The organism is Celeribacter marinus (assembly GCF_001308265.1).
Classification (GTDB): domain Bacteria; phylum Pseudomonadota; class Alphaproteobacteria; order Rhodobacterales; family Rhodobacteraceae; genus Celeribacter; species Celeribacter marinus.
In genome coordinates, this window is the sequence record NZ_CP012023.1 from 2,609,185 (window position 1) to 2,626,212 (window position 17,028).

The window sequence follows — 17,028 nt, forward strand, 5'->3', positions numbered from 1 at the left end:
ACGGACACCACCGCACACAACCTTGGACGATGTACGCACAGGCCGTTGTCGTTCTTGGTGTGTGCGCCTAGCCCGCCGCATCTGTAGCATGTGACACTACGCCACGCAGTGCGCACCAACCCGAAAGCACACATTCACATGACGATCAGCCACACCTCTGCCCCGGATGCAGGCCGCCCTTTGTTGGGCATTGTGCTCGTCGCGCTCACGACCCTTTTCTTTGCGTTGACCGATGTGTTTAGCAAACAACTGACGATGGCCTATCCTGTTCCTGTGGTGATGGCCGTGCGCTATTTGTCGAGTTTTATTCTGCTTTTGGTCATCTTTGGCCCACGCATGGGCAAGTCCCTGTGGGGAACCAACCGCACCAAACTGGTGATCGTACGGGCGGGCGTTCTCACGCTTGCGTCCTTGACCATGGGCCATGCGCTGCGCCTCATGCCCGTGGGAGAGACCATCGCCATTCTCTATCTTTCGCCCTTTGCCGTTATGGCGCTTGCCGTGCCAATCTTGGGCGAAAAGGTGACGCGTTGGGGTGTCTTTTTTGCCGTTCTGGGATTTTCAGGCGTGCTTTTGGTGCTGCGTCCGGGGTCTGGCCTCGATCCGATTGGCGTTCTATGGGCGCTGAGCAATGCGAGCTGTGCCACCGCGTTCCATTTGCTCACACGAAGCTTGTCACGCACAGAAACCGCCATTTCCATGCTGTTTTTTGTCACGCTCATCGGCTCGATCTTTTTCGTGGCTATGGCACTTCCGCATCTATCAAGCGTTCGCCCCCCGCTTCACGATTTGGGATTGATGGTGTTTGTTGGCATCACCGCCACCTCTGGACACTTCTTGTTTGCCGTGGCCTACCGCGAAGCGCCCGCCGCCATTATCGCCCCGCTCAACTATCTGCATCTGGTCTGGGCCGCGCTGCTTGGTTGGGCGGTGTTCAACTATACGCCTACGGGGCTGAGCGTACTTGGCATGGTGATTATTATCGGTGCGGGCGCGGCGCTTGCCGTCAATGGGCATATCTCAAAGACCAAACCCTGACGCAACGTTACATCGCTCCGAATATTTTAAATGCGGTTCAACATTTCTGTGTTTTGATAACCAGCCATTAACCAATTTGAGCGATATTAAGGATGCAAGAGACGGAGCGAGGCGGCTAAAATGGATTTCATCCCTTCCCACCACCCCCTCACCCCACCCCACGTTGCGGAAGACAAAGCTGTCCTCCTTCGCCTCTTGCGATCACGCCGTGTCGGCCCGACAACCTTTCACAAATTAATCGCGGAACACGGCACAGCAGTCGCCGCTTTGGATGCATTGCCCCATGTGGCGCGCAACGCAGGTGTCTCGAATTACCAGATTTGCCCCGAGGGAGTCGTGGCCGCCGAACTGGCCGCAGGTCGCGCATTTGGGGCCACATTGGTGGCGCAAAGTGACGCCGCCTATCCGGCTTTGTTATCCGCCCTCTCTGACGCCCCGCCCCTTATCTGGATGAAGGGTGATTTGTCACTGGTCGAGCGCCCGATGTTGTCCATCGTGGGGGCGCGCAACGCCTCCTCGCTTGGGGTTCGCTTTGCGCGAACGCTCGCCGCTGACCTTGGCCGTGAAGGGTTTGGTATCGTATCTGGACTGGCGCGCGGCATCGACGCCGCAGCTCACGAAGGCGCTCTTGAGACCGGCACAATTGCCATTTTGGCGGGCGGGCTCGACACGATCTATCCAAAAGAAAACACAGACATTTATCATCGCATTTGCGAAACTGGCATTGTGATGTCCGAGCAACCACTGGGCATGAAACCATTCGCGCGCCATTTCCCCATGCGCAATCGTATCGTGTCGGGATTGAGCCGCGCCACGATCGTTGTTGAGGCGGCCGCCAGATCCGGATCGCTCCTCACCGCAGGCAACGCATTGGATCAAGGCCGTGACGTTATGGCCGTGCCGGGTCACCCGTTCGACGCGCGCGCCTCCGGTTGCAACATCTTACTGCGCGATGGGGCCGCGTTGATCCGCAGCGCCCGTGATGTTCTGGATGCCCTCGCCAGCGCGCCACCCGCCAAACGCGTGCGACCGACCTCGCCCGCCTCACGCGACATCGCGCCTGCACCCCCCGTCAAGATCCCGCCAGCGCCCGCACAAACGCGCAGCCTGTCCGAGCACTCCGCGCTCCATACCGAAATTCTGGCGCGCCTGAGTACAACCGCACTGCCCGAAGATGCGCTCATGCGGGATCTCGATGCCCCCAAAGATCTGATCAGTGCCGAGCTGCTCAATCTGGAACTATCGGGCCGTATTGCCCGCAAATCTGGCGGGCTTTTGTCCCTGATCTAACAAACGCAAAAGAGTACGACTTTTTCCTGCCCTTAAGGGCAGGGGAAGAAATTGCGTTTTCACCCAATTGACAATCGCCAGTTGCGCAGCACATTTTGCCCCGCCATAAGACCCGCAAAGTTATGTAAGAGGACAAAGCATGCCCGTAGTAGTTGTTGAATCTCCGGCGAAAGCCAAAACGATCAATAAATATCTCGGCAAAAACTTCACGGTGCTGGCGTCCTATGGCCACGTGCGGGACTTGCCGGCGAAAAACGGATCGGTCGATACAGACGCCGATTTCGAGATGACGTGGGAGATCGGCGCAGACAGCCGCAAACACGTCAAAGCCATCGCAGACGCACTGAAAACCGACGACACGCTCATTCTCGCGACCGACCCTGACCGCGAAGGCGAAGCTATTTCGTGGCACCTGCAAGAGGCATTGACCAAGCGCAAGGCGATCAAAAAGTCGACGGCCGTGTCACGTGTCACGTTTAACGCGATCACCCAAAAAGCTGTCACCGAGGCGATGAAAAACCCGCGCCAAGTCGACGCACCACTGGTTGAGGCCTATCTGGCGCGGCGTGCGCTCGACTATCTCGTGGGCTTCAACCTCTCGCCCGTGTTGTGGCGCAAATTGCCCGGCGCGCGCTCTGCGGGTCGCGTGCAATCGGTGTGCTTGCGCCTGATCGTGGAGCGCGAAACAGAGATCGAGGCGTTCAACCCACAAGAATACTGGACAGTCAAAGCCTTGCTTGAGACCCCACGCGGTCAAGCCTTCGAGGCGCGTTTGACGCAATTGTCTGGCAAGAAACTCGACAAATTTGATCTTCACGACAAAATCGGGGCGGAAATGGCCGTGGCGGCTGTCTCGTCACGCGGTTTGCACGTTGATACGGTTGAGGCCAAACCCGCTTCCCGCAATCCCTCTGCGCCCTTTATGACCTCGACCCTACAACAAGAGGCGAGCCGCAAATTCGGCTTTGGGGCGCGTCAAACCATGAACTCGGCACAGCGTCTCTACGAGGCGGGTCTGATCACCTACATGCGAACCGATGGCATCGACATGGCGCCAGAGGCCGTGACCCAAACCCGTGAGGCGATTGCGGACCGCTATGGTGACAAATACGTCCCCAAAAGCCCGCGCATCTACAAAAACAAGGCCAAGAACGCCCAAGAGGCGCACGAATGTATTCGCCCAACCGATATGTTCGCCGCCCCTGACAAAGTGAACCTGTCCGACAAAGACCAAGCGCGCTTGTACGACCTGATCTGGAAACGCACCATTGCCGCCCAGATGGAAGGCGCACGTATGGAGCGCACCACAGTCGACATTACATCCGATGACCGCGAAGTCGTGTTGCGCGCCACCGGTCAAGTCGTCGTGTTCGACGGCTTTATGGCCGTCTACACCGAAGGCCGCGATGACGTGGACGAGGACGACGAAGGTCGTTTGCCTCAGATCACCCAAGGCGACGCGCTCAAACGCATTGCGGGTGGTTTGACCGACCAAGCCACGGACAAAACCGCATTGATGGGCGACAACGATTCCGTGATGGGTCTACAGCATCACACCAACCCGCCACCCCGCTACACCGAGGCCACACTGGTCAAGCGTATGGAAGAGTTGGGCATCGGCCGCCCCTCGACCTATGCATCGGTCCTCTCGACAATCGTGGAGCGCGAATACGTCAAGAAAGAACAAAACCGCCTGATCCCCGAAGACAAAGGGCGGATTGTGACGATCTTCTTGATGAATTTCTTTCGCAAATATGTCGGCTATGAGTTTACCGCTGATCTTGAGGCCGAGTTGGACGAGGTGTCCGCAGGCGAACGCGATTACAAAGAGGTTTTGGGCCGGTTCTGGCGCGATTTCTCTGCCGCAATCGGGGAAACATCTGAGCTGCGCATTTCCGAAGTGCTCGACAAGCTCGACGATGCCCTCGCCCCGCAACTCTATCCCGCCCGCGATGATGGGTCTGATCCGCGCGTTTGTCCCAAGTGCGGCGAAGGCAGCTTGCATCTGAAAACGTCCCGCTCTGGGGGCTTTGTCGGCTGTTCCAATTATCCCGAATGCCGTTTCACCCGCCCGATCAGTGGTGAAGGTGCTGAAAGCTATGAAAAGGTTCTTGGCCAAGACAACGGTGACGATATCTCGCTACGCTCTGGCCGCTTTGGCCCCTATGTGCAGCGCGGCGAAGTCACCGAAGAGAACAAAAAGCCCAAACGTGCATCCCTGCCAAAAGGGTGGGCCCCTGAGAGCATTGATCTTGAAAAAGCTCTGACATTGCTCAACCTGCCACGCGAAATCGGCATGCATCCCGATGGCGGCGCGATCTCGTCGAACCTTGGCCGTTTTGGCCCCTATGTCATGCACCAGCTTCCCGATGAGGAAAAACCGATCTACGCCAACCTGACCAATCCGGACGAAGTGTTCGAGATCGGGATGAACCACGCGATGGAACTCATCACGCACAAACGTGAAAATCCAGGCCGTGGTCGCGCGGCGGCAAAAGCCCTAAAAGAGCTAGGGGATCACCCTGACGGCGGCGCAATCAAAATCATGGACGGTAAATACGGCCCCTATGTGAAATGGGAAAAGGTCAACGTCACCTTGCCCAAAGAAATCAAGCCGGACGACATCACGGTCGAACAAGCCCTCGAATTGATCGCCACGAAAAAGCCGGCGAAAAAGAAGCCTGCGGCAAAAAAGAAGCCCGCAGCGAAAAAAGCCGCCGCCAAAAAACCAGCGGCGAAAAAGAAACCTGCGGCTAAGAAACCCGCAGCGAAAAAAGACGACTAAGCCGCGCTTGTATCTCAACTGACCGACACAAAAGAGCGCCCGATGTGGCGCTCTTTTCACATCTCGCGCCGCATGCGCACCCTCTTTCGCATGTGCAGAATATTGACAGCACGCCGCAGCTTCGCCACTGTCAGCCCAACACCATGAAAGAGGACCCCAAGATGAACAAAGTATATGGCTCCGCCACCGACGCTCTCGATGGGCTCCTCACAGACGGCATGTTGATCGCAGCAGGCGGGTTTGGCCTTTGCGGCATCCCCGAATTACTCATTGATGCCATCGTCGACAGCGGCGTCAAAGAGCTCACCGTGGCCTCCAATAACGCAGGTGTCGACAGCTTTGGATTGGGCAAATTGCTCGATACACGCCAGATCCGCAAAATGATGTCGTCCTACGTAGGCGAAAACGCCGAGTTCATGCGCCAATACCTATCGGGTGAGTTGGAGCTTGAGTTCAACCCGCAAGGCACATTGGCCGAACGGATGCGCTCGGGCGGACACGGCATACCGGCATTTTACACCAAAACCGGTGTCGGCACCGTGATTGCGGACGGCAAAGAGCATAAAGACTTTCCCACAGGCCCGAATGGACAACCCGAAACCTACATTATGGAAGAGGGTATTTTCGCCGACATCGCGATCGTCAAAGCATGGAAAGCCGACGAGACAGGCAACGCCGTGTTTCGCAAAACCGCGCGCAATTTCAATCCACCCGCCGCGATGTGTGGCAAGGTCTGCATCATGGAAGTCGAGGAAATCGTTCCCACAGGGTCACTTGACCCCGACAAGATCCATTTGCCCGGCATCTACGTGCACCGCTTGATCCAAGGCGACCACGAAAAGCGGATTGAGCAACGCACAACGCGTCCGGCAGCCTAAAAGCGCCGTGCGCTCCCCCTATGACACCTTAGAAGATCGTGCGTTTTGGCGCACCGCCGTTGCGGCGTGTGACCCGACAGCGGTAGCGGGTCTGTACCGCCCAAAGTTCGCGATAACCAAAGACACCGCAATCATGACGGCGGGATCGTGTTTCGCGCAACATGTGCATCGCACGCTCAAAGAGCGCGCGTGGACCGTCATCGACACTGAAACGCCACGCGGATTGTTTCCCCGCGATGTTCTCAATCGGTTTGGGTACGCGATGTATTCGGCGCGCTATGGCAACATCTATACCGTGCGCCAATTGCGACAACTCTTGCGCGAGGCCTATGGCGATTTGACCCCTGCCAACCCTGTGTGGACGCGCGGCGACCGCTTTTTCGATGCACAGCGCCCCAACGTGGAACCTGATGGATTGGAGAGCGCCGCTTTGGTTCGCGAAGCGCGTGCGCGCCACTTGACCGCGATCTGTGCCGCCTTGGCCAAAGCCGACGTGTTTGTCTTTACGCTTGGCCTGACCGAAACATGGATGCACCGCGACACTGGCACCGTGTATCCGACTGCTCCGGGAACCATCGCGGGATCGTATGATCCAGACGTTTATGCGTTCCACAACGCCACAACCTCTGAAATTTTGACTGATTTGGCCGCCGTTCGCGCGATCTTGCAGACGGTTAATCCACAGATGAAAATGCTGCTCACCGTATCGCCTGTCCCACTCACAGCCACCGCCACACCCGCCCATGTGCTGTCTGCGTCCACGTATTCCAAAGCCGTGTTACGCGCCGCCGCAGGTGAGTTTTGCGCGGTACATGAGGATGTCGACTACTTTCCATCTTTTGATGTCATCACCAACCCCGCTGCGCGGTCCTCGTTTTACAAGGACAATCTACGCTCGGTTGAGGATGCAGGCGTGGCCGCAGCGATGCGGATGTTCTTTGCCGCACATGATCCACAGGGTGCGGATGCGCCACCAGCGCCGCATTTGGAGACCGAGGACAACGGTGACGATGATGTGGTCTGTGAGGAGGCGCTGATCCGCGCGACCCGCACATGAAGGTACTCGTTCTCGGCACGTCTCACACCGTATGCTTTCGCGAGGCACTCACAGAGTTGCGCACAGACTACAGCGATCTCACTCTCCAGACATTCGGTCTTCCTGGCGGTAAATTCGCCGATGCCAGCTTTGAGGGCACCACATTTTGCGCGACACCTCATGCGCGCGATGTGGCGTTGGAGTGGAACGGGGTCACCCAAATTGATTTAGCCCCGTTTGATCATATTTTGATGGTGGGTGAGCGGTTCTCGTTTCAATCCATCACGCGTATGCTCGCCTCACACGATATCTTGGAAGACGCACCTCGCGCGGCGGACGCCCTGATCAGTACCGCAGCATTAGAGGCGCTCATTGATGGCGCAGTTGTCGCGCAAGTCAGTGCGATTGTCGCGCGTTTTGGACGCGATGCGCGCATCACCTGCCTGCCCGCGCCCTACCCGCTTGCCCGCAGTTGGAAACAAGGTGCAGGGCATGAACGGTTCATAACCACGCTGAGCAATCGCGACACCGCGCACCGTTGGATGACACGGTTCGAGGCCAGCATTGGCGCGCATCTGGCGAAGGCTGGCATGGGATTTCTGGCGCAACCTCGCAACACGCTGCATGACGCATTTCGCTCGCGCAATGCCTATGCATGGCCAAACTCATCACAAGAGGCCGCGTGCGCGCATGTCGACAACCGCCACCTCAACACCGAATACGCACGGATCGCCTTTGCGGCCTATGCGAATGACACCTTGAACATGCGCCCCACACGGGCGCACACTACGTAAACCGCGCAGACGCGAAAAGGAGAACAACACATGCCTTGGGATCGCAACCAAATGGCGGCACGCGCCGCACTTGAACTTCAAGACGGCACCTATGTGAACCTCGGCATCGGGATTCCAACGCTTGTGCCAAACTTCATCCCCGAGGGCGTAACGGTGACGTTGCAATCCGAAAACGGGATGCTCGGCATGGGGCCGTTTCCCGTTGAGGGCGACGAAGACGCCGACCTGATCAACGCGGGCAAACAGACCATCACCGAACTGCCGCAGACCTCCTATTTCGACAGCGCCACCTCGTTCGGCATGATCCGTGGCGGCAAGATCGCCATGGCCATTCTTGGCGCGATGGAAGTTGACGAAAAGGGCGATCTGGCAAATTGGATGATCCCCGGAAAACTGGTCAAGGGCATGGGGGGGGCCATGGATCTCGTGGCCGGCGTGGGCCGTGTGGTCGTGGTCATGGATCACACGAACAAACATGGCGATAGCAAATTGCTCAAATCCTGCACCCTGCCGCTGACGGGTCAGGGCGTGGTTGACCGCGTTATCACCAACCTTGGTGTTTTGGATGTGGTTGAAGGCGGATTAAAAATCGTCGAATGCGCCGATGGCGTCACCGAGGCCGAATTGCGCGCCGCCACTGAGGCGACAATCATCGACTAGACTTTGGCATTGCGATAGCGACACACGAACGGCCTCGCTTTACGCGGGGCCGTTTTTGCATGTCATGACTTTGCATGTCGTCACCTTGGCATGTCGTCACCTTGGCTTGATTGTTTATAAAATCGAAACAGCATCATATTCTTGCCCTATTTTGTCGCTAAAAAGCGATACAACGAAACCTCAGAAAACGAGCAAGATGTCGACCCAAACTCTACCACCCCCCCACAAAAAAACCGCACACGCGTGGCGTGATCGTGCACTTATGCTCGGTCTTTTGGGGCTTGTGGTGGTTGGTCTCATCGGTGCGGCGGCGGCCACAGGGTGGGATGAGACACTCGCGCAAGTTCGCAAATTGTCGCTTTGGCAAGTCGCCGCTCTGCTTGGGCTATCACTGGCCAATTACCTGTTGCGCGGATTTCGCTGGCACTTGTTTGCGCGCCACCTTGGCCTTGCCGTTGGCCTTTCCGCGAGTTTTCGACACTTCCTTGGCGGTTTTGCCATGACCGTCACCCCCGCTCGATTGGGCGAATTGGTACGGATGCGGTGGATTAAACGCGAGACGGGTTGGGCGATAGATCGCACCGCCCCGCTTGTGCTTGTGGACCGTGCCTCGGATTTGGCGGCGATGGCGATTTTGATGGGGGCGGCGTTGGCGTCCTCTAGCGCCACCATCTCGGGCGGCCCGTTTGTCACAGCCTTGGCCCTGACCGCCGCCTTTGTCGCCACCCGTCCGCGCCTGTTAGCATCGGTCGCAAACTGGGGCCACCGCGCCACCGGTAAGGCACCACGCGCTTTTGCCCGCATACGCCGCGCCGCCCGCTCGCTCGCGCCGTTTGCCAAAGGTGGCGCAATGTTCGCAGGCTCCGTGCTAGCGCTCATTGGATGGCTGGCCGAGGGCGTGGCCTTTTACCTATTGTTGGCATGGATCGGGGCAGATGTCTCGCTATCCACCGCCATTGCTATTTTCCTCTTCTCCACACTTGCGGGCGGCCTGACCGGCGCGCCGGGCGGTGTGGGCGGGGCCGAAGCCGCAATGATCGCGCTTTTGTCCCTTGAGGGAATTCCGCTCGCGATGTCCGTGCCCGCCACGGCCATCATCCGCCTAACCACGCTTTGGTTCGCAATCGCGATCGGGCTTGTGGTTTTTCCAATTGCAGAACGCAAATCGCTAAAGGTCTCCCATGGTTTGGAAAACGCTTGAGTACACTGGGTGGGGTCGCGCCCACACCGCAACGGGTGACGTTGCACGCCCTGAACGTCAATCGACATTGACGCGCCTGACCGCGCAGGTCGCCGCTCCCGCATTCGGCATGCGCCGCTCCTACGGCGATGCAGCACTCAACACTGATGGCCGCGCCTATGATATGACGCGCCTTGACCGTGTCATCGCCTTTGACGCGGCCACGGGTGTGGTCGAGGTCGAGGCGGGGATGCCAATCGGTGATCTTGGTCGCGCGTTTGCCGGCAAAGGATGGATTCCCCCCGTCATGCCCGGCACCGGATTTGCCACCATCGGCGGCTGTATCGCCAACGATGTCCACGGCAAAAACCACCACACGGCGGGCACCTTTGGTCAGCACGTCACCGAAATCACACTTATTCAGGGCGACAAGGTGCGCAAAATCACCGCCAAATCCGCACCGGATCTGTGGCAAGCCACCATCGGCGGCCTTGGCCAAACGGGTGTGATCGCCTCGGCAAAGGTGCAACTCATGCCCTGCAAAGGCGACATGATGGTGTTGACCGAGCGCCGTATTGACGGGTTCGACGAGTTCCTCGTGGCCTTTGACGATAGCAAAACCGACTACACCGTGGGGTGGATCGACGCCACAGCCAAGGGCAACGCGCTCGGGCGCGGCATCTTGGAAGAGGGCGAGATCACATCAGGCGTGCACGCCAAAAAGGACAAGACCCGCGAAGTGCCGTTTAACGCACCAAGCTGGGCGCTCTCTGCGCCCATCGTCCGCCTGTTCAACGAGCTGTATTTCCGCCGCGTCCCCGCAAGTGGGCGCACAAGCGTAAAGCCGATTTCCGAACCGTTCTTTCCATTGGATGCGATCCACAACTGGAACCGTCTGTATGGCAAAAAGGGCTTCAACCAATTTCAATGCGTGGTGCCACTGGATAAAACCGCCTGTCTGCGCATTATGTTGGAACGTATCGCCAACTCCGGCCTCGCCTCCCCGCTCGCTGTGCTCAAAAAGCTGGGCGCGGGGCGTGGTGGCTACATGTCGTTCCCGATGGAGGGCTATACGCTCGCCGTTGATTTCCCGAACCGCCAAGGGTCCGAGTTCCTGATACAGGAATTGACCGATCTGGCCCGTGACGCGGGTGGACGGATTTACTTCGCCAAAGACGGCGTGGCCTCGGCGGCACAAATCGCGGGCATGTACCCCGACCACGCCAAATGGGCCAAAGCCGTGAACAAGGCCGACCCCGACCGCCACCTTGAGACTGATATCGTGCGCCGCCTGAGCCTGCGCGACCCACAGGAGACAGCGCAATGAACACCACATGGATCATCCTAGGGGCCACCTCATCAATGGCCCGCGCGTTGAGCCGCAAACTCTCCGCCCAAGGTGCAACCCTGTTGCTATGCGGTCGTGACATGGACGACCTCGCGGCGACTGCCGCCGATTGCGTGGCCCGCGGGGCAACTGCCGCCGAAGCGCTCGCCTTTGACGCGCGCAAACCTGCCACCTTTGCGCCGATCATCGAACGCGCGACATCGCAAGAGGGCGAAATCAACTGCGCCGTCTTCGTCGGCTCGATGCCAAGCCAAGACGCGATTGACGCCGACCCGTCCCTGATCGAGGGCGTCATACAGGACAGCCACACCGGCCCCGCCACATTCTTGCAACTGCTCGCCCCCGAATTGGAGGCGCGTGGCCAAGGCACCGTTGTGGGCGTTGGGTCCGTGGCCGGCGATCGTGGCCGCATCGGGAATTATGTTTACGGGTCTGCCAAAGCGGGCTTTGCCACCTACCTGTCGGGCCTACGCAACCGCCTGACCCGCGCGGGCGGCCATGTTGTCACCGTCAAGCCCGGGTTCGTGGACACCGCAATGACATGGGATGTCGAGGGTATGTTCCTCGTCGCCGCCCCCGAAAAGGTTGCGGACGACATTCTCAAAGCCGTCAAAATGAAACGCAACGTGATCTACACGCCGTTCTTCTGGCGCTACATCATGTTGATCATTCGCCACATCCCCGAGGCGGTGTTCAAAAAGATGAGCATCTAAAGTCGGGTTTGAGGCGGCTCGGTTGAGATCATTCGACAAAGAGACAAACCAAAGGGCGCCCGCTGTGGCGCCCTTTTGCTATTCGCTGCGAAGTGCGTTGGTGGCGAACACGCAACCGTCTGAATACAGATCGGGCGGCGTCACGCAGAGCCCCCGCGCCACTTGCCACGCCGCAAGCACCTTTGGCACATAGGCGCGGGTTTCGGCGTAGGGCGGCGGGCCTTGGTGTTTGCTCACCGCGTTTTCGCCCGCATTATACCCCGACAGGGCAAGCGCCAGATCACCGTTGAAATGCGTGAGCAACCAATCGAGGTAGGCAATGCCGCCTTTGATGTTCTCGGACGGGTTCATCGAGTCCGTCACGCCGAACCGCTCGGCAGTTGCGGGGATCAACTGCATCAACCCCTGCGCCCCTGCCCCGCTTTGCGCATCGGCCTTGCCCGCGCTTTCGACCGCCATAACCGCCAGTGCCAAGGCAGGGCTGACCTGTGTGCCAATCGAATGAACGAGCAAATCGGTGCCGTAAGCGTTGGCAATATCTGTGACCTGTTGGAACGTGGGCTTTGACAGGCCTGCCGCTTGCGGAGCATCGAGTGCCTTGAGCGCAAGGGCAAACCGTTCCGGTGCGGCCCCCGTCACATCATGCGGCACCGCGTTCCAAAACCAGTCCTGTAGATCGGCGGGGACTTCAGGATCCGTGCTTACGCGCACCGTATTGGGCGCAGTCCCCGCGCCCTCGCCTTGTTGGCGGGCAATATCAGTGGGGCGGATTTGCACGGTGATACGTTTGGACGCACCGCCCACAGGCACACCGATGCGTTTTGGCGTGACTTTACCCCACGCGGGTTTGGTCGTGACTGTAGTCCCACCCAGCGTTTTGGGCACGATCGGTCCGGCAATATCTTGGGCAAACGCAGGCAAACCAAAGACCGCGCCGCCACACAGGCCCGCAAAAACCGCCGCGCGCAGATGAGTCGAAGAAAATAACAATAATCTATACCTAACTACGCGGTCTCCCCGCGCTCCATCCGATCGGTTTGTTGCAAGATCGCAAAAAAAGCCACCTCAAGCCAGTCATTAGAGGCATTTCGAGATCAATTGCATTTGATCATTAATCCTCTTTTTACCCTGCAAGCAGATTTGTTAGAATTGGTTAAGATTTAATATCGTTACTTATCAATTACTTAAGTGCATAAGTCTCTAAAATTTTCATAGTTCCAAAAACGTACCAATGCTGCCCCACTCTTGCCCCAGTTCGGGGGCCATATAGCCTCATCGAAACGCAGACAGCGACCAACTGGTACGGGAAACACCAGCGCCGAAGCGCCAAGACGTGGACATGAAATTAACGACCCTAGGAGGGACTGACTATGAAATTCTTCAAACTCGCAAACCGCTTTAACCGTGACGAAGACGGCGCTGTAACTGTTGACTGGGTTGTTTTGACATCCGCAGTTGTTGGCCTCGGCGTTGCAGTTCTCACAACTGTTGCAAACGGTACAAAATCGCTCGGCTCGACAATCTCCGCAGATCTCGCAGCTCGCACAACTACAATCAGCGGCTTCTAATCTAAGCCCCGCTTGACCACTCACACACAAGGAACACTGATATGAAATTTTTCAAACTCGCAAACCGCTTTAACCGTGACGAAGACGGCGCTGTAACTGTTGACTGGGTTGTTTTGACATCCGCAGTTGTTGGCCTCGGCGTTGCAGTTCTCACAACTGTTGCAAACGGCACAAAGTCCCTCGGCTCCACAATCTCCGCCGACCTTGCTGCACGTACAACGACCATCAGCGGCTTCTAAGCGAACTGAGATCTCGGGCCCAACGGGTCCGAGCAAAACACACCAAATCCGCGCCCTGCATTTGGGCGCGGATTTTACGCATGACGCACCACGCATCGCCCCAGACAGCGCAATCCAAGATCGCGGACCCCGCTTCGTCGGATGTTAAGCAAAAATCCTTATCACCGCCGCGGGTCCACCACCTGAATGCCACATTTGCACGCGATGCTATGTCCAAGTCGTTCAGGGTTTTGTCTCAAAACCCGTAGAAAGAGGAAAACCACATGCGCCTTATCTTTGGACTTGTACTGGTCATCGGCATGGCCCTTGCTGGCTTTGCTGTTCACATGACCCGTGGCTATATGTCGACGTATCAGGCCGAACTTGCCGCCGAAAAGGCAAACCGCACCCAGATCGTCAAAACCGAGGACATTTTTGTCCTGACAAAGAGCATTTCATATGGTGACGCCGTGACACCCGATTTGGTGAAGCTCGTGCGTTGGCCACTCGACAGCATGCCCGAGGGCGTCTTTCGCACACCCGAGGAATTGTTCCCAGAGGGTCTTGAAGTCCCGCGTATCGCGCTGCGTGCCGCCGAAGCAATGGAGCCGATTTTAGCCATCAAAGTCACCGCACCAGGTGAAGACGCAGGCGTGGCCTCGCGCCTTGGCCAAGGGATGCGCGCCTTTGCGATCTCCGTGGATGTCTCGACGGGTGTGTCCGGCTTTTTACGTCCGGGCGACCGCGTCGATGTCTATTGGAGTGGCCGCCTGCCCGGCTCACAAACCGATGTCACCAAACTCATTCAGTCGTCGATCCCGCTTGTCGCCGTGGACCAGACATCCGATGGCGAGCGCAAATCGCCGACGATTGCGCGCACCGTCACCGTCGAAGTGACGCAAGAACAGGTTGCAGCCTTGGCTCAAGCACAGTCATCGGGACGCCTTTCACTGGCTCTTGTCGGGCGCGACGATCAAACAACGGTCGGTGCCGTTCAGGTCGATCAAAACTCTCTGCTTGGCATCGAAGAACAAGTACTGGTTGAGGCCGAACGCGCCCGCGTTTGCACTGTGCGCACCCGTAAAGGGGCCGAAATCATCGAAATGCCGATCCCCTGCGCACAATAATCAGCACGGCGACCAAAACTTTTGCGCGCACCCCAATCCTAAAGGGTGCGCGCGTTTTCAATGCCTTATGGTGCATTTGAGCGGTGAGCCGCTGGCTTTTTTTGCGCTCGATCTATGCCAAACCCACATCACAAAAGTCCGCCAAGAGATTGATTCTTGCAAAAAATTGCCGTTTGGCGCATGTTAACGGTAATCGGGGCGCTAGACCCCATTTTTGAGGCGTGATCAAAGAGGCAGGATCACATGAAAATGATGAATATATTTAAAGCCGCCCTTATCGGGTGCGCCGTAATTGGGACTACCCCGACAGGGGCATTCGCCGATAAACTTCGTGTCATGACTGGCGCGCCATCGGGGACGCTCAATGTCCCGATGAACCGCGCAGTTGTGGTCGAAAGCGACGAACCCTTTGCAGAAATTTCAGTCGCCAACGCGGAGATCGCGGACATCTCGACATTGTCGGATCGCTCGATCTATGTTTTGGGACGTGCGCCCGGTCGCACAACAATGACCCTTTTGGCCCCTGACGGCTCGTTAATCACCAACGTCCAAATTCAGGTCACGCCAGACATTACAGAATTTAAAGAGCGCCTGAAACAGATCATGCCCGGCGAGGGTATTGAGGTGCGCACAGCAAACGATGGTATCGTGCTTTCGGGCGTCATCTCATCGGTTACGCGGATGGAGCGCGCGGTTGAATTGGCCGAACGCTATGCACCGGGCCGCGTGTCCAACTTGATGAACATCGGCGGCACGCAACAGGTGATGCTCAAAGTCCGCTTTGCCGAAATGGCGCGGTCGGTGTCCAAAAACCTATCGTCTTCTGTGGGCTTTCTCAATGATATCAACGTCATCGACCCCGCCACCGGCGCGATTGATGCGGCGACCAATTGGTCGGGTGGTTCATCTGGGACACTCATTGGCGCAGCCAACGGCGTCACGGGCGCACTTACGGCCAAAGACGATGCACTGGGCGCAATCAAGTTTGGCGGATCTTTGGGTGGCGTCGAGTTGGCGGTCGTCCTCGAGGCGATGGAGCAAAAAGGCGTTGTACGCACTTTGGCAGAGCCGAACCTCACCGCGCTTTCGGGCCAACAGGCGAAATTCCTTGCGGGTGGAGAATACCCTATTCCAGTACAAACACCCAATGGCATCGTGATTGACTACAAACCCTTCGGTGTTGAACTCGAATTTATCCCGCGCGTGGTCAATGGCGATCAGATCAACCTCGAACTTAAGGCGGCGGTATCGGGGATCGACAGCACGGTCAGCTACGCTATTGACGGCTTTTCGCTCAATTCGTTTAAGCGCCGCGAAGCGTCGACCACGGTAGAAATGCGCGATGGTCAGAGCTTTGCAATCGCGGGCCTGTTGCAAGATGATTTCCAAGATCTCAACGGTCAGGTGCCGTGGTTGGGTGACATTCCTGTCTTAGGGGCGTTGTTCCGCTCTATGGACTATCAGCGCGCTCAATCAGAGCTGGTGATCATTGTGACACCGCACCTTGTATCGCCAACTTCAGGTGCTGCATTGATCCTTCCAACGGACCGCGTTCGCGTCCCGACCGAAGCTGAAATGTTCCTCTTTGGCAAAACCTTTGGGGGTACGACCAAGCCTCAATCCGGCGGTGCAGGCGAAGTGGCGAAACAGGACTTCCAAGGGTCCTATGGCTACGTGATGGAGTAATCAGATGCGTGTCACGACAACAACAGCACTTACGGCCTGCGCCCTCTTTGCGCTCACAGCCTGTTCGGATTCCAAAGCATTTTCCGGCTTTTACCAAGAGGCCGGTGGCTACCTGAATGCCGGTGATTTTGGCAACGCCACTATGAACAACACCTTGGTTCATAATGGGGAACTCAAATACGCCGTGAACCTCAACGAGCGGTTTGCCTCCTCCGTGCCCACAACGGTGAACTTTGCATTCAACTCCGCCGTTTTGGACGCAGCATCGCGCGCCGTCATCGCGCGTCAGGCGCATTTCATCTCGCAATTCCCCGAGGTGCGGTTCCGTGTCTACGGGCATACCGATCTTGTCGGCTCGGACGCGGCGAACAAACGCCTTGGCCTGCGCCGCGCACAGGCAGTTGTGAACGAATTGGCCCGCGCGGGGATCTCCAAATCACGTCTTGAGGCCATGGTCTCATATGGCGAAAGCCAACCTATTGTTGCGATCGACCAACCCGAACGCCGCAACCGCCGCACCGTGACCGAAGTGTCAGGGTTCGTCGAGAGCGATCCGATTGTGATGGATAGCCGCTACGCCGACATCGTGCACCGCGAATACATCGAAAGCGCAACGGCGCCGTCCGAGCTGATCAAATTTGGTGAGGAAGAAACCAAGTAAATTTTATCAATGTTGTGAAATAGCGAATTATTACGCGATTTTGGCC

16 protein-coding genes are annotated in these 17,028 nt (G+C 57.6%); 15 read left to right on the forward strand and 1 reads right to left on the reverse strand.

Annotated elements, in window-relative coordinates; translation table 11 throughout:
• Positions 1–138: 138 nt before the first annotated feature.
• The 10 genes from IMCC12053_RS13045 to IMCC12053_RS13090 all read left to right on the forward strand — a co-directional run bounded on the left by IMCC12053_RS13045 (position 139) and on the right by IMCC12053_RS13090 (position 11,722).
• On the forward strand, positions 139–1,038 hold the full coding sequence (locus IMCC12053_RS13045; RefSeq protein ID WP_062219730.1) for a DMT family transporter: 900 nt from the start codon (positions 139–141) through the stop codon (positions 1,036–1,038).
• Positions 1,039–1,158: 120 nt separating this feature from the next.
• Complete coding sequence (gene dprA / locus IMCC12053_RS13050; RefSeq protein WP_062219732.1) at positions 1,159–2,328, forward strand: DNA-processing protein DprA; 1,170 nt, start codon at positions 1,159–1,161, stop codon at positions 2,326–2,328.
• A gap of 139 nt (positions 2,329–2,467) precedes the next feature.
• Positions 2,468–5,113 carry a type I DNA topoisomerase gene (gene topA / locus IMCC12053_RS13055; RefSeq protein ID WP_062219735.1) on the forward strand — a complete coding sequence of 882 codons (2,646 nt, stop codon included), beginning with the start codon at positions 2,468–2,470 and terminating at the stop codon, positions 5,111–5,113.
• A gap of 161 nt (positions 5,114–5,274) precedes the next feature.
• A complete protein-coding gene (locus IMCC12053_RS13060) occupies positions 5,275–5,991 on the forward strand; it encodes a CoA transferase subunit A (RefSeq protein ID WP_062221331.1) in 717 nt (238 codons plus the stop codon).
• Positions 5,960–7,048, forward strand: coding sequence for a GSCFA domain-containing protein (locus IMCC12053_RS13065; protein ID WP_169775319.1), 1,089 nt, complete (start codon positions 5,960–5,962; stop codon positions 7,046–7,048). The genes IMCC12053_RS13060 and IMCC12053_RS13065 overlap by 32 nt, the downstream gene beginning before the upstream one ends.
• The gene (locus IMCC12053_RS13070; RefSeq protein ID WP_062219740.1) at positions 7,045–7,821 is read left to right on the forward strand and encodes a hypothetical protein; all 777 of its coding nucleotides are present in this window, start codon (positions 7,045–7,047) and stop codon (positions 7,819–7,821) included. Before IMCC12053_RS13065 ends, IMCC12053_RS13070 begins: the two co-directional genes overlap by 4 nt.
• A gap of 30 nt (positions 7,822–7,851) precedes the next feature.
• Positions 7,852–8,481: a 3-oxoacid CoA-transferase subunit B gene (locus tag IMCC12053_RS13075; protein WP_062219742.1), complete on the forward strand. Its 630-nt coding sequence runs from the start codon at positions 7,852–7,854 to the stop codon at positions 8,479–8,481.
• Positions 8,482–8,677: 196 nt separating this feature from the next.
• Positions 8,678–9,682, forward strand: a complete 1,005-nt coding sequence (locus IMCC12053_RS13080) for a lysylphosphatidylglycerol synthase transmembrane domain-containing protein (protein ID WP_062221334.1) — start codon at positions 8,678–8,680, stop codon at positions 9,680–9,682.
• Complete coding sequence (locus IMCC12053_RS13085) at positions 9,663–10,988, forward strand: FAD-binding protein (protein WP_062219743.1); 1,326 nt, start codon at positions 9,663–9,665, stop codon at positions 10,986–10,988. Before IMCC12053_RS13080 ends, IMCC12053_RS13085 begins: the two co-directional genes overlap by 20 nt.
• Positions 10,985–11,722 carry an SDR family NAD(P)-dependent oxidoreductase gene (locus IMCC12053_RS13090; RefSeq protein WP_062219745.1) on the forward strand — a complete coding sequence of 246 codons (738 nt, stop codon included), beginning with the start codon at positions 10,985–10,987 and terminating at the stop codon, positions 11,720–11,722. Before IMCC12053_RS13085 ends, IMCC12053_RS13090 begins: the two co-directional genes overlap by 4 nt.
• A gap of 78 nt (positions 11,723–11,800) precedes the next feature.
• Here the strand turns inward: IMCC12053_RS13090 and IMCC12053_RS13095 are convergent, their stop codons facing one another.
• The gene (locus IMCC12053_RS13095; RefSeq protein ID WP_236852433.1) at positions 11,801–12,712 is read right to left on the reverse strand and encodes a lytic transglycosylase domain-containing protein; all 912 of its coding nucleotides are present in this window, start codon (positions 12,710–12,712) and stop codon (positions 11,801–11,803) included.
• Between the two features lie 380 nt (positions 12,713–13,092).
• Between IMCC12053_RS13095 and IMCC12053_RS13100 the strand changes: the two genes are divergently transcribed.
• From IMCC12053_RS13100 to IMCC12053_RS13120, 5 genes are all read left to right on the forward strand, one after another.
• The gene (locus IMCC12053_RS13100; protein ID WP_062219747.1) at positions 13,093–13,290 is read left to right on the forward strand and encodes a Flp family type IVb pilin; all 198 of its coding nucleotides are present in this window, start codon (positions 13,093–13,095) and stop codon (positions 13,288–13,290) included.
• Positions 13,291–13,331: 41 nt separating this feature from the next.
• Entirely contained in the window at positions 13,332–13,529 is a 198-nt protein-coding gene (locus IMCC12053_RS13105; RefSeq protein WP_062219747.1) for a Flp family type IVb pilin, read from the forward strand.
• A 263-nt stretch (positions 13,530–13,792) separates the two neighbouring features.
• Positions 13,793–14,635, forward strand: a complete 843-nt coding sequence (gene cpaB, locus IMCC12053_RS13110; protein WP_062219749.1) for a Flp pilus assembly protein CpaB — start codon at positions 13,793–13,795, stop codon at positions 14,633–14,635.
• A gap of 243 nt (positions 14,636–14,878) precedes the next feature.
• Complete coding sequence (locus IMCC12053_RS13115) at positions 14,879–16,321, forward strand: type II and III secretion system protein family protein (protein WP_062219751.1); 1,443 nt, start codon at positions 14,879–14,881, stop codon at positions 16,319–16,321.
• 4 nt (positions 16,322–16,325) lie between these two features.
• Positions 16,326–16,982 (forward strand): OmpA family protein, encoded by a 657-nt coding sequence (locus tag IMCC12053_RS13120; RefSeq protein ID WP_062219753.1) that lies wholly within the window; start codon positions 16,326–16,328, stop codon positions 16,980–16,982.
• The last annotated feature ends 46 nt before the right edge of the window (positions 16,983–17,028 follow it).

What these genes read in the sequence shown, in the direction of transcription:
- topA (WP_062219735.1), top strand. Translation starts at nt 2,468, where the DNA reads ATGCCCGTAGTAGTTGTTGAATCTCCGGCGAAAGCCAAAACGATCAAT.
- IMCC12053_RS13085 (WP_062219743.1), top strand. Translation starts at nt 9,663, where the DNA reads ATGGTTTGGAAAACGCTTGAGTACACTGGGTGGGGTCGCGCCCACACC.
- IMCC12053_RS13080 (WP_062221334.1), top strand. Translation starts at nt 8,678, where the DNA reads ATGTCGACCCAAACTCTACCACCCCCCCACAAAAAAACCGCACACGCG.
- IMCC12053_RS13105 (WP_062219747.1), top strand. Translation starts at nt 13,332, where the DNA reads ATGAAATTTTTCAAACTCGCAAACCGCTTTAACCGTGACGAAGACGGC.
- IMCC12053_RS13090 (WP_062219745.1), top strand. Translation starts at nt 10,985, where the DNA reads ATGAACACCACATGGATCATCCTAGGGGCCACCTCATCAATGGCCCGC.
- IMCC12053_RS13070 (WP_062219740.1), top strand. Translation starts at nt 7,045, where the DNA reads ATGAAGGTACTCGTTCTCGGCACGTCTCACACCGTATGCTTTCGCGAG.
- dprA (WP_062219732.1), top strand. Translation starts at nt 1,159, where the DNA reads ATGGATTTCATCCCTTCCCACCACCCCCTCACCCCACCCCACGTTGCG.
- cpaB (WP_062219749.1), top strand. Translation starts at nt 13,793, where the DNA reads ATGCGCCTTATCTTTGGACTTGTACTGGTCATCGGCATGGCCCTTGCT.
- IMCC12053_RS13045 (WP_062219730.1), top strand. Translation starts at nt 139, where the DNA reads ATGACGATCAGCCACACCTCTGCCCCGGATGCAGGCCGCCCTTTGTTG.
- IMCC12053_RS13115 (WP_062219751.1), top strand. Translation starts at nt 14,879, where the DNA reads ATGAAAATGATGAATATATTTAAAGCCGCCCTTATCGGGTGCGCCGTA.
- IMCC12053_RS13060 (WP_062221331.1), top strand. Translation starts at nt 5,275, where the DNA reads ATGAACAAAGTATATGGCTCCGCCACCGACGCTCTCGATGGGCTCCTC.
- IMCC12053_RS13120 (WP_062219753.1), top strand. Translation starts at nt 16,326, where the DNA reads ATGCGTGTCACGACAACAACAGCACTTACGGCCTGCGCCCTCTTTGCG.
- IMCC12053_RS13075 (WP_062219742.1), top strand. Translation starts at nt 7,852, where the DNA reads ATGCCTTGGGATCGCAACCAAATGGCGGCACGCGCCGCACTTGAACTT.
- IMCC12053_RS13100 (WP_062219747.1), top strand. Translation starts at nt 13,093, where the DNA reads ATGAAATTCTTCAAACTCGCAAACCGCTTTAACCGTGACGAAGACGGC.